The sequence below is a fragment of the Paraburkholderia metrosideri genome (assembly GCF_904848625.1).
GTDB lineage: Bacteria > Pseudomonadota > Gammaproteobacteria > Burkholderiales > Burkholderiaceae > Paraburkholderia > Paraburkholderia metrosideri.
The window spans coordinates 1-12,793 of the sequence record NZ_CAJHCP010000011.1; the positions used below are offsets into that span (position 1 = coordinate 1).

8 protein-coding genes are annotated in these 12,793 nt (G+C 63.3%); 1 reads left to right on the forward strand and 7 read right to left on the reverse strand.

Features of this window, described 5'->3' with window-relative positions:
* Positions 1 to 155: 155 nt before the first annotated feature.
* Entirely contained in the window at positions 156 to 2,852 is a 2,697-nt protein-coding gene (gene pepN, locus LMG28727_RS23685; protein WP_201644755.1) for an aminopeptidase N, read from the reverse strand.
* Between the two features lie 241 nt (positions 2,853 to 3,093).
* Between pepN and LMG28727_RS23690 the strand changes: the two genes are divergently transcribed.
* Positions 3,094 to 3,798 (forward strand): DUF4136 domain-containing protein, encoded by a 705-nt coding sequence (locus tag LMG28727_RS23690; RefSeq protein WP_201644756.1) that lies wholly within the window; start codon positions 3,094 to 3,096, stop codon positions 3,796 to 3,798.
* Between the two features lie 119 nt (positions 3,799 to 3,917).
* Here LMG28727_RS23690 and guaD read toward each other — a convergent pair whose 3' ends face one another.
* The 6 genes from guaD to LMG28727_RS23720 all read right to left on the reverse strand — a co-directional run bounded on the left by guaD (position 3,918) and on the right by LMG28727_RS23720 (position 12,696).
* A complete protein-coding gene (guaD, locus tag LMG28727_RS23695; protein WP_201644757.1) occupies positions 3,918 to 5,300 on the reverse strand; it encodes a guanine deaminase in 1,383 nt (460 codons plus the stop codon).
* 107 nt (positions 5,301 to 5,407) lie between these two features.
* Complete coding sequence (locus tag LMG28727_RS23700; protein ID WP_201644758.1) at positions 5,408 to 6,460, reverse strand: adenosine deaminase; 1,053 nt, start codon at positions 6,458 to 6,460, stop codon at positions 5,408 to 5,410.
* Positions 6,461 to 6,538: 78 nt separating this feature from the next.
* Complete coding sequence (gene xdhC, locus LMG28727_RS23705; RefSeq protein WP_201644759.1) at positions 6,539 to 7,555, reverse strand: xanthine dehydrogenase accessory protein XdhC; 1,017 nt, start codon at positions 7,553 to 7,555, stop codon at positions 6,539 to 6,541.
* 144 nt (positions 7,556 to 7,699) lie between these two features.
* A complete protein-coding gene (gene xdhB / locus LMG28727_RS23710; protein WP_201644760.1) occupies positions 7,700 to 10,138 on the reverse strand; it encodes a xanthine dehydrogenase molybdopterin binding subunit in 2,439 nt (812 codons plus the stop codon).
* On the reverse strand, positions 10,138 to 11,685 hold the full coding sequence (gene xdhA / locus LMG28727_RS23715) for a xanthine dehydrogenase small subunit (protein WP_201644761.1): 1,548 nt from the start codon (positions 11,683 to 11,685) through the stop codon (positions 10,138 to 10,140). The genes xdhB and xdhA overlap by 1 nt, the downstream gene beginning before the upstream one ends.
* Before the next feature lie 501 nt (positions 11,686 to 12,186).
* The gene (locus LMG28727_RS23720) at positions 12,187 to 12,696 is read right to left on the reverse strand and encodes a disulfide bond formation protein B (protein ID WP_201644762.1); all 510 of its coding nucleotides are present in this window, start codon (positions 12,694 to 12,696) and stop codon (positions 12,187 to 12,189) included.
* Between the last annotated feature and the right edge of the window lie 97 nt (positions 12,697 to 12,793).

The window sequence follows — 12,793 nt, forward strand, 5'->3', positions numbered from 1 at the left end:
CCTGAAAGATAGTCTTTGACAACCCGACGCTTGAACTGCGCACTATGTCTGCTCATGAAAAAACACCCCAAATCGTTGGACGGGTGTCCAACTTTTGGGGTGCAGTTCAAACACGTGCCGGCCTTTACGAAGCGGGAACTGCTCGAAGACCGGCGTTATGCCAACGCCTTCTCGACAATCTCACGCACATCGCGCGACTTCACGTGCGCCGCCACCTTCTCCAGCGCTGCGCGCATGCCGTCGCGCAAGGTCGGCGTGAAGCGGCGCCACAATTCAAGCGAGCGTGCGAGGCGCGCGGCCACTTGTGGATTGATCGCGTCGAGTGCGATCACCTGGTCGGCCCAGAACGCATAACCCGAGCCGTCGTCAGCATGGAACTGCGCCGGATTCGCCGCGCAGAAGCTGAAAATCAGCGAGCGCGCGCGATTCGGATTTTTCAGATTGAACGCCGGATGCGACATCAGCCTGCGCACGATGTCGATCACCGGACGTTGCGCGCTGCCACGTTGCGTGGCCTGTAAAGCGAACCACTTGTCGATCACGAGCGGTTCCTTCTCGAAGCGCTGGTAGAAATCGTCCAGCGCCTGCTGCGCCTCCGTGCTGCCGCCTTTGGCCGCCGCCGCATTGAGCAGCGCGGAGAGCGCCGCCGCGCGGTCGGTCATGTTGTTCGCGGCGTCGTATTGCGCGGACGCGATGCGCACGGCTTCGGCAGGGTCGTCCAGTTCGGCGAGATACGAGAGCGCGAGATTCTTCAGTGCTCGATGACCGGCGGCTTCGGGCGTTGCCTCGTACGCGCCCGGCGTGCGGTGCTGTTCGTACACTTTGAGCCAGTCGTTCTTCAGCGCGTTGGCGAGGCGTTTGCGCACAAACTGGCGAGCCGCGTGTACCGCGGCCGGATTCGATTCACCCATTTGCTCGGCCAGATACGCCTCGGAAGGCAGCATCAACGCGAGTTCGCGGAACGACGGCGACAGCGTTTCGTCGGTGAGCACGCGCGCGAACGCGGCGACCACCGAGTCGTCGAGTTGCAACGCGGCGCCCGTCGCTGCGCGCTCGGCGAGCGTCAACAATTCACGCGTGGCGAGGCGTTGACCAGCTTCCCAGCGGTTGAACGGATCGCTGTCGTGCGCAAGCAGGAACGCGAGTTGGTCCGCCGAGTAGTCGTACTCGACGATCACCGGCGCCGAGAAATTGCGCAGCAGCGACGGCAGCGGTTCCTGCGCGACGTTGACGAACGTGAAGGTCTGTTCGGTCTGCGTGAACTCCAGCACGCGCGTGGTTGCCGCCGGCGCCTTCGCTTCGCCTTCTAACTGCAACGGCAGATCGCGACCGTCGTTGCCGATCAAACCGATGGCGAACGGAATCAGCAGCGGTCCTTTTTGCGTTTCGCGTGCGGCAGGAGCGACGTCGCCGTAACCTTGCCGCAGTGTCACGCTGTAGCGTTGCTGCGCGGCGTCGTAACGGGTGCGCACGGACACGCGGGGCGTGCCGGCCTGGCTGTACCAGCGCTCGAATTGCGCGAGGTCGCGGCCGTTCGCGTCGGCGAGCGCGTGACGGAAGTCGTCGCAAGTCACCGCCTGGCCGTCGTGCCGTTTGAAGTACAGGTCCATGCCCTTGCGGAAGCCGTCGCGGCCGAACAGCGTCTGATACATCCGCACGACTTCCGAGCCTTTCTCGTAGACCGTCATCGTGTAGAAGTTGTTGATTTCGACATAGCTTTCCGGACGCACTGGGTGCGCCATCGGACCCGCGTCTTCGGCGAACTGCATCTGGCGCAGTACGCGCACGTCTTCGATCCGCTTGGTGGCGCGCGCGGCTTCGTCGGTTGCGCCGCCGGCCATGTCGGCGGAGAACTCCTGATCGCGGAAAACGGTCAGGCCTTCCTTCAGGCTCAGTTGGAACCAGTCGCGGCAGGTCACGCGATTGCCGGTCCAGTTATGGAAATACTCGTGACCGACTACCGCCTCGATGTTCGCGAAGTCGGTGTCGGTGGCGGTTTCGGGGTTGGCCAGCACATACTTCGTGTTGAAGATGTTGAGCCCCTTGTTTTCCATCGCGCCCATGTTGAAGTCGCTCACCGCGACGATCATGAAGCGGTCCAGATCGAGTTCGAGCCCGAAGCGCTGTTCGTCCCAGCGGATCGAGTTGATCAGCGAGTCCATCGCGTGACGGGTTTTGTCGAGATCGTGCGGTTCGACCCACACCTGCAACAGCTTCTCCTTGCCCGAGCCGCTCTTCACGCGTTCTTCGAGCGCGACCAGCTTGCCCGCGACCAGCGCGAACAGATAGCTCGGCTTGCGGAACGGATCTTCCCAGCGCGCGAAATGGCGGCCGTCGGGCAAGTCGCCTTCTTCGAGCAGATTGCCGTTGGACAGCAGCACCGGATAGTCGGCTTTGCTCGCGCGCAGTGTGACCGTGAAGGTCGCCATCACGTCAGGGCGGTCGAGGAAGTAGGTGATGCGGCGAAAGCCCTCGGCTTCGCACTGCGTAAAGAAATTGCCGCTCGACACATACAGGCCCGACAACGTGGTGTTCGCAGCCGGATTGCAGATGCTGGTGAGCGTCAGTTCGAAGCTATCCGGCACGTTATCGAGCAACAGGCCGTGGTCGTGCGCATGCGCATTAGGAAACGGCTGGCCGTCGATCTCCGCGCTGACGAACTCCAGTTGTTCGCCCATCAGCTCCAGATGCAACGCGCGCGACGCGTCCGGGTTGCGGCGCACGTGCATCGTATTCCTGACAACCGTGCGGTCGGGGACCAGATCGAACTCCAGGGCGACAGTGTCGATCAGGAAGGCGGGCGGCGCGTAATCGGCGCGGCGGATCACATTGGGCGTTGCGGTATCGGCCATGGCATTCTGTAGGGTAGGAACTCGAGCGGTCAGGCGCGCAAGGGCACGTGAGCCGGGCTTGTCGAGCCATTGTACAAAGCCTCGGAGAATCGTGCGGAGCGAACTTTTTACCGGGCCGCCAGGTCAGCGTAATATCGGCGCGCGCATGGAATAAAAAAGCCCCGTGCGTCGTTGAAATCCAGTGGTGACAGGCGAATAGCGGGCAATCCAGAAGCAAACTCAAGGCCTTTCGAGGTAGACCATGAACATCAACCGATGGACCCGTCGCGCCACGCTGCTGCTGGCAACGTTGACGGTGCTGCTGTCCGGCTGCACGACCTACGTGACCACGCAGGTCACCGCATTCTCCGACTGGAGCGGCAGCGACACGAACCGAACCTTTGCGTTCACCCGGCCGCCGGGTCAGCAGAGCAATCTCGAACTCAGTACTTACGAGCGCATCGTCGCGAACGAGCTTGCGGTGCATTCGTTCCGCGAAGTCGATAGCGATCGGGCCCGGTATCTGGTCGGCCTGTCATATGGCATGCGCTCGGACATGGTGACGGTTGCGGAGCCGGTCTATTACAACCCATGGCCGTCGCCTTACTGGGGACGGCCGCTCGATCCCTGGGGACCGTGGGGGCCGTTTCCGACCGCTTACGTGAACCAGAGCTATCCGATCTTCACGCATCTGCTGGGCGTGCGGATTACCGAGCGGGCGAGCGGCAAGGAGGTCTATAACGTGACGGCGCGTAACTCAGGCGCGGAGTCGTCGCTGGTCAGGGCGATGCCGTATCTGGCGCGTAGCGCGTTCGCCGATTTCCCGCTCGGCAACGGGGTGGTGCATACGGTGAAAATTCCGCTGGGTACGGGCGGTGGCGCTGCGCCCGCGAATGAAATGGCGGCGACCAGCGCCGTGCCTGCGTCGGCGCCGGCAGCCGCTTCGGGGGCGAATGCGGCGCAGTGAGCGGTGCAGTAAGCGGTGCGTTGAACGCGCTGATTGAGATGCGCTGCGGCGCAACAAGACAATGGCCCGGCAGGTTATCCCTGCCGGGCCATTTTTTGGGTCTCGGGAGAACGGTGCGGTTAAGCCGCGATTCTCGCCGCCCCCGTCACGTGTTGCCGGCCGGCATCACGACGATGCACCCGCTTACCCGCTGCATATGTTTCATAAATCGCGCGATCGTCGCCGAGCAACGCAAACGCGAACAGCAGTTCTTCAAGCGATTCCGTACGGGCAGTGCGCCGTGCCAGCAACGGCGTTGCTTGCGGATCGAGCACCACGAAGTCAGCTTCCGACTTCGGCTTCAATGTGCCGACCTTGTCCGCCAGATCGAGCGCAGCGGCCGCACCGGCAGTCGCCAGATAAAACATCCGCGTCGCCGTCAGGTGATGACCGCCAAGGCGCGCGACCTTATGCGCTTCGTTCATGGTCTGCAGCATCGAGAACGACGTGCCGCCGCCGACGTCTGTCGCGAGCGCGACCGGCATGCCCGCTTCATCGGCCTTGTCGAAATCGAACAGCCCGCTGCCGAGGAACAGGTTCGACGTCGGGCAATGCGACGCGACCGTGCCGGTCTGCGCCATCCGTTTGCGGTCTTCCTCGTCGAGGTAGATGCAGTGGCCGTACACCGCGCGACGGCGCAGCAGCCCGTAATGGTCGTAAATGTCCAGATAGCTGCGATGGCCGGGAAACAGATCGGCGACCCACTTCACTTCGTCGGTGTTTTCGGCGACGTGGCTCTGGATGAAGATATCCGGATGCTGGCCCGCCAGCACGCCGCACGCTTCCAGCTGCGCTTCGGTCGAGGTCGGTGCGAAACGCGGCGTCAGCGCGTACATCTGGCGGCCGCAATTGTGCCAGCGGCCGATCAGCTCGGCGCTGTCGTCATAGCCCGATTGCGCGGTGTCGCGCAGGAACTCGGGGCAGTTGCGATCCATCAGCACCTTGCCCGCCACCATCCGCAGATTGCGCGCTTCGCTTTCGGTGAAAAGCGCATCGGCGGATTCCTTATGCACGGTGCAATACACCAGCGCCGTAGTCGTGCCGCACGCCAGCAGTTCGTCGACGAAAAAGCTCGCGGTGTCGCGAGCATGCGCGGGGTCGCTGAAGCGGCGCTCGGTCGGGAACGTGTACGTGTTGAGCCACGGCAGCAAACCCGGTGCCGGCGACGCGATCATGTCCGTCTGCGGATAGTGGATGTGCGTATCGATAAAACCCGGCACGATCAGCTTGTCGCGCATCTCCTGCACTTGCGTGCCCGGCGCGAGTTGCGCGGCGAGCGCCGCATACGCGCCGGCCGCGACGACATGGCCGTCTTCGACGATCAGCAGACCGTCTTCGTTGAACACCGCCGCGTTGGGCGATTGCGCGGGGTCGCCGTTGAAAGTCAGCAATTGCGCGCGGAACGCCGCTTGGCCGGATTGGGCCGATTGAGCCTTCACGGCCGGGTTAGTCGATTGAGTCATGGAAAAACTGTCTCCAGATGGGGGAACTGAACAGCGCGGACCGCGCTTCGATCACAGGCTTTCTTTCGAAAAGCCCGTGCCGCCGCCGGCTGTCCTTTACCAGCCCGTCATTGCGGGCCGCTTTGATGCCAGTGCGCGTCGAGCTTCGCGATCAGTTCGCTGCGTTGCTCAGGCGTCACGAACGACGCTTCGAAGCTGTTGCGGATGATCGTGTAGACCTCGGCATCGTTGAGCTTCAACGCGTCGATGGTGGCGAAATAGTTGGCGTTGACGTAGCCGCCGAAGTAGGCCGGATCGTCGGAATTCACCGTGACGGCGACGCCGCGATCGAGCAGGTCCTTCAGCGTGTGCTTGGTCATGTCGTCGAACACGCAGAGCTTCAGGTTCGACAGCGGGCACACGGTCAGCGCGACACGCGAGTCGGCCAGACGCGTGACCAGCGCCGGGTCTTCGATGCTGCGTACACCGTGGTCGACGCGATCGACTTTCAGCAGATCGAGCGCTTCGTAGATATACGACGGCGGACCTTCTTCACCGGCATGCGCGACAAGCTTCAAACCGAGCGCACGCGCCTGCGCAAACACGCGTTCGAACTTCGAAGGCGGATGACCGCGTTCCGACGAATCCAGTCCAACCCCGATCAGACGATGCTTGTACTGCTCGAACAACGGCCGCGCTTCTTCGAACGTAGCCAGCGCATCTTCTTCGGACAGATGGCGCAGGAAGCACAGAATCAGTTTGCTCGTCATCCCACGTTTTTCGGCATCGGCGAGCGCCCGTTCAATCCCTGCGACAACCGTTGCGATCGCGACGCCACGTTCGGTGTGCGTCTGCGGATCGAAGAAGATTTCGCTGTGGATCACGTTGTCCGCAAGGCAGCGCTCGACATACGCCATCGTCATGTCGTAGAAGTCCTGCTCGTGCAGCAGCACGCTCGCGCCCGCATAGTAGATGTCGAGGAACGATTGCAGATCGGTGAATGCGTACGCGGCGCGCAGCGCGTCGATCGAGTCGTACGCGAGCTTTACGCCATTGCGCTCGGCAAGCGCAAAAATCAGTTCGGGTTCGAGCGAGCCTTCAATGTGAATGTGCAACTCGGCCTTCGGGGCTCGCGCGGTTTTTTCAATCAGCATCGTGGAGGGTGCAGTCGTTGTAGTCATGATGATTTAGCGTTTGTTAGAGTCGGTTCGCCGGATGCATTCGATACCAGGTCCGAAGCGTGGGCCGGCATCGATGCCTCACACAGTCTGCGTTGCGTGATGGGCACCCGCGTTCGCCTCGACGGCTTGCAGTACTTGCGCCGTCGCCGAAATCGCAATGATTTCCGGCGACTTGTCGACGATCCCGTCGACGCCGAGCGGGCACTTCATCCGCGCAACCTGCGACGGATCGATGCCGCGCGCGGCCAGCCGATGTTCGAACTGCTTGCGCTTGCTATGCGAGCCGATCATGCCGAAGAACGCGAAATCGCCGCGCCGCAAGATGCGCTCGGCCAGATCGAGGTCGAGCGCGTGGTTATGCGTCATCACGATGAAGTACGTATTCGGCGTGGCCTGGTCGATCGCTTCGTCGGGTGCGTCGTTCGGATCGATCTTGACGTTCGGCGCGTGCAGCGATTCCAGCGGCGGAAACTGCGCGTCGCGCTCATCGACCCAGCGGACCGTGCAGGGCAGCGTGGCGAGCACGCGAACCAGCGCGGCGCCCACGTGACCGGCGCCGAACAGCACGACGGAGAAGTCGCCTGGCGCGATGGTTTCGGTGAGCAGCGCACTGCTGTCGTCGAAGCCGGCGCCGTCCCATAGCAGACAGTCGGCCGCGTCGACGCCCGGCTCGGGGTCGGACAGCATCACCGCATCCGGTGCGGGGCCGAATGATACGCTACGCACCGTCGAGAGGCCGGCGGCCGTGCGTTTCGCGAGCGACGTGATCCAGCCGAGGTCGCCGATGTCGAGTCGCTCGAACGCGAGAATCACCGCGCCGCCGCAGCATTGGCCAAGGCTCGGGCCGAGCGCGAAACGCTCGAGCCGGCGCATATGCGGCGAGCGCATGCCGTCGCGCAACACCTGGCGCGCGGTTTCGATCGCTTTCCATTCGAGATGGCCGCCGCCAATCGTATATTTCGCCGATTCGCGCGTGACGATCATCTTGGTGCCGGCTTCGCGGGGCGCCGAACCTTCGACGCGCGCGACCGTCACCAGCACGGCGGCATCGCCGTGCGCGAGAAGGTGCTGCAGGTCAGGTAGCCAGGCTTGCATCCGGCGGTTCTCCATACTGGGCCGCGCGGGGTCTCCGTGCGGCGGGTTGCGGGTGGCGTGACGCGCTTGTGTCGCGTGACGCGGTGGTATTGGTTAGCGTTTGTCGATCCGTTTGTCGATCATTCGATACCGGGCGATTTCATTTCAGGCTGTTGAGTCGGTGGCGACGGGCTCGATTGCGGGTGGCCCGCTCGGCGTCGCGGCTTGCAACGCGCGCAGTGCGTCCAGTGCGTCGAGTATCGCCTCGGGTGTGGCCGGCGCTCGCAACGGTGGAGCACATTGCGCGCCCGGCACTGCCGCCGCGATCGCGTCGCGGATCGCCAGAAACACCGAGAACGGCAACAGCAACGGCGGTTCGCCAACCGCCTTCGACCGGAACACGGTCAGCTCGGCATTCTGATTCTGATAAAGCTGCACGCGAAACGCGGCGGGCGTGTCGCTGACAGCGGGAATCTTGTAGGTGGACGGCGCGTGTGTCATCAGACGTCCATCGCGGTTCCACCACAATTCTTCGGTGGTGAGCCAGCCCATGCCCTGAATGAAACCGCCTTCCACCTGACCGATATCGATCGCCGGGTTGATCGATTGACCCGCGTCGTGCAGCACGTCCGCGCGCACGAGTTTCCATTCGCCGGTCAACGTATCGATCACGACTTCGGACACCGCCGCGCCATACGCGAAGTAATAAAACGGATGACCGGTCAGGGTTTTCGCATCCCAATGCACTTTCGGTGTCGTATAGAAACCGTCTGACCACAACTGCACGCGTGCTAGATACGCGGCGCCCACCAGTTGTTCGAACGGCATTGCGCCGCCGTTCACCGATACCGTGCCGTGCGCGAACTGCACGTCGTCCGTGTTGCCGCCGAGTTGTCTGGCCGCGAGTTCTGCGAGTCTTAAGCGAATCGTGTGCGCGGCGGCTTCGGCGGCCTTGCCGTTCAGATCGCTGCCGGTGGACGCGGCCGTCGCAGATGTGTTGGCGATCTTCGAGGTATCGGTCGCGGTCACGCGTACGTGCGACAACGGCAAACCAAGCTGATTCGCGACGACCTGCGCGACCTTCGTGTTCAGCCCCTGGCCCATCTCGGTGCCGCCGTGATTCACGAGCACCGAGCCGTCCTTGTACACATGCACCAGCGCGCCCGCCTGATTCAGGAACGGCACATTGAACGAGATGCCGAACTTGACCGGCGAAAACGCGAGGCCGCGCTTGAGCACCGGACTGCCCGCATTGAACGCGGCGATGGCTGCACGGCGCGCGCGATAGTCGCTGGTGTCGAGCAACTCGCCGGTGAGCGGCGCGATGATGTTGTCTTCGACGCGCTGTCCATAAGGCGTCGTATCGCGTTCGCCGACGCCGTAGTAGTTGGCGAGCCGCACGTCGAGCGGGTCGCAATTCAACTGACGGGCGATGCTGTCGAGCATCACTTCCATTATTAGCGCGCCCTGCGGACCACCAAAGCCGCGAAACGCGGTGTTCGATTGCGTGTTGGTCTTGCAGCACAGCGCGACAATATCGACATCGCTCAAGTAGTACGCATTGTCGAAGTGACACACGGCGCGGGTTGCCACGGCGCCGGACAGATCCGCGGAATAGCCTGCGCGCAAAGCGATTTCGACGCGCGCGCCGAGAATGCGCCCACTGTCGTCGAAGCCCGCTGCGTATTCGTAGACCGCGTCGTGGCGTTTGCCGGTGATCATGAAGTCATCGTCGCGATCGGCGCGCAGTTTGACCGGCCGGCGCAGCCGTTTCGCTGCCAGCGCGGCCACGCACGCGAACAGCGCCGACTGCGACTCCTTGCCGCCAAAGCCGCCACCCATCCTCCGGCATTCGCACACGACGTTATGCGCTGGCCAGTCGAGCATATGCGCGACGACTTGCTGCATTTCGCTCGGATGCTGCGTCGAACTGTAGACGAGCATGCCGTCCATTTCCTTCGGCACCGCGTACGCGATCTGTCCTTCGAGATAGAACTGTTCCTGGCCGCCGACTTCGAACGTGCCGTTGATCCTGTGCGGCGCGCTGGCGATCTTCCCATCAGGATCGCCGCACTTCAGGTGCAGCGGCGGCAGCACGAACTGTTTGGCTGCTTTCGCCTCGGCGGGCGTGAGGATGGCTTCGAGCGGCTCGTAACGGATCACGTCGTCGCTTTTCGCGAGCGCGGCGGCGCGGCGTGCGAGTTCATGCGTTTCGGCGATCACCGCGAACACCGGCTGGCCGAGATACAGCACTTGATCGACGGCGAGAATCGGGTCGTCGTGCAATACCGGGCCGCAATTGTTTTCACCGGGGATGTCGTCGGCGGTCAGCACGGCGATCACACCTGGGGCATTTCTGACCGCGTCCAGATCCATTGACACGATTCGCGCATGGGCATGGCGCGCCAGCCCGAGCGCCGCGTGCAGCGTGCCGTGCAATTCGGCGATGTCGTCGGTGTAGGTCGCTTCGCCGCTCACATGCAGCGCAGCCGATTCGTGCGGCAGCGAGACGCCAATCGCAGCGTCGTCGTGCTGCTGGGCCGCCGCGGCAAGTTTTCCCGCAGGCGAGCCAGCGTGTTCTACGAAAGCATCGGTCCGGTTCATCACGACGACTCCTTCGCGATTGCCGCGTCATGCGCGCCGGTTTCGAACGCGAACGCATTCACGTCGAATAGCGCGAGCGGCGCGTCAATGCGCGTTTCGAGGTGGAAGCGCCACAGCAGGTTGCGCGCCACCTTCAGCCGATACGCGCTGGATGCGCGCATGTCGGTGAGCGGCTGGTAATCGGCGACGAGTGCGTTCATCGCCTGCCGCGCGGTGCTTTCGTCCCATGATGCGCCGTTTAACACGGCTTCGGTTTGCGTGGCACGCTTCGGCGTTGCCGCCATACCGCCGAACGCGATGCGGGCGTCGCGGATCGCGCCGTCGTCATCGAGATGCAGCGAGAAAGCCGCGCAGACCGCCGAAATGTCCTGGTCGTAGCGTTTCGACACTTTGTAGGTGCGAAAGCGGAGACGGCCCAGCGGGCGCGGCACGCGCAGCGCCGCGACGAATTCGCCGGCTGCGAGCGCGGTTTTCTGATAGCCGACGTAGAACGCGTCGAGCGGTAAGGTGCGGCTTGTCGGGCCGTGGCGCAGCACGATTTGCGCGCCGAGCGCGAGGAGCGCCGGCATCGAATCGCCGATCGGCGAGCCGTTCGCGACGTTGCCGCCGAGCGTGCCGGCATTGCGGATCGGCCGCGACGCGAAGCGGGTCCACAGTTCGGCGAGTTCGGGGTAGTCGGCGGCGAGGGCGGCGTACGCGTCTTCCAGCGTGACGGCCGCGCCGATGGTCAGGGTCTGCGCGTCGCGCTCGATGGTCTTCAGTTCAGCGACATTGCCGATATACAGAATGTCGCCGAGATCGCGAAACTGTTTGGTGACCCACAGGCCGACGTCGGTGCTGCCGGCAAGCAGCCGCGCCTCGCTGTGTTCCGCGCGAAGCTGGGCGAACGCGTCGAGCGCCACGGGCGCGCGGAACGTGGGCGTGCCGAAGCGGGCGCCGCGTGTGTCGGGTGCGCTGTATTCGAAGGTATCTTGCCGTTGCAGTCCGCGCAGAACCTCGCCAATGGCCGGGCGGTCCAGCGTCACGCGGGGGTACTGCGGGTAATCGAACATTTTTTGCGCTGCGTCGACTATCGGCCGATAGCCGGTGCAGCGGCACAGATTGCCGGACAACGCCGCGTTGATTTCGTCGCGGGTGGGCAGCCCGGCATCGGCGGGCTGGTTTTCGTACAGCGCCCACATCGACATGATGAAACCCGGCGTGCAGAAGCCGCATTGCGAACCGTGGCAATCGACCATCGCCTGTTGCACGGGGTGCAGCGCGCCGTCGCCGGCGCGCAGGTCTTCGACGGTGAAAAGGGCTTTGCCGTCCAGTGTGGTTAGAAACTGGATGCACGCGTTGACCGCCTTCAGCGCAAGCGTGCCGCGCGTGTCCAGTTCGCCGACGACCACCGTGCATGCGCCGCAGTCGCCCTCCGCACAGCCTTCCTTGGTGCCGGTGCAATGCAGATTCTCGCGCAGGTGCTGCAGCACGGTGCGCGTCGCCGGAACGCCCGCGACCTCACGGACGGACCCCTGGTGATAAAAGCGGATGGTTTGCGTTGTCATGGCGAATCCGAAAGACAGTGCGGACCGGGCGCGCGTTACGCATGGGGTCGCGCCAAAGCCGGCCTCGCGCACGTAGATCGCCATCCAGTTCCGAAGATAGCATTACATCGTCTCGAAAATATTTCCCATGTCGCATGAAGCTTATTCGGCGACGGCCATGCAATCAGTACGATTCGTGCGGGAGCGAGAAGTTGCGTTGGCTTCGAAATGGCGCAAAGCCATAACTGACGGGGCGAGGCGGGGAAATGGGGCGAACTGCGGGGCGAACTGCGGGGCGAACCGCGGGGCGAACTACGGGGCGAACTACGAGGCGAACTACGAGGCGAACTACGAGGCGAACTACGAGGCGAACTACGAGGCGAACTGCGGGGCGCCGGCGCAGCAAAGGGGCGCGAGCAGAAGATGGCGTGACGGCGAAGCAGCGACAACAAAAAAACGCCGGATTTCGCGCCGCCCGTCTAGGGCGCGAAATCCGGCGTCTTTTTAACGCATCAAACCCGTTCAGGCGAAACGGCGGCGATTGCGCACAAGACTGAGCGCCAGCGGAATAAACGCGACCACGAACGCGACCAGCGACCACATCGGCAGCGTCAGGCCGAGAATCGGCGGATACGCGGTTTCGCACAGTCCGGCCACCTTGAACACGCCCGGCAGCCAATGCGCGGGCGGCAAGCTGTCGACCACCGGCTGCAGCGCGTCGAAGCCGCAGCTAAAGCCAGGATTGGCCTGCACGAAAACGTGCCGTGCAGCGGTCACGATGCCCGCCAGCGCCGACAATGCCGCCAGCGTTTCCAGCAGACGCACGCCGCGCCAGCTATTGAAACGCGCACCGAGAAACGCAAAAACCGCAATCAGCAGGAAGAAATAACGCTGGAGGATGCACAACGGGCACGGATCTTCATGCAGAAAATATTGGAGATACAGCGCACCGCCCACCAGGGCGACGCAGATCAGGCCAAGCAGAACCAGCAGGGAGCGCTCACGGCGCAGCATCGCATTATCGTTATTCATGGATCGTTAGCGTCTGGAAACCAAAAAGGGCGGGTGCCCGCGATTCTAGCGCGAACCCTCGCCCTGACGCTCATCACACTATTACCGTGTAACCCGC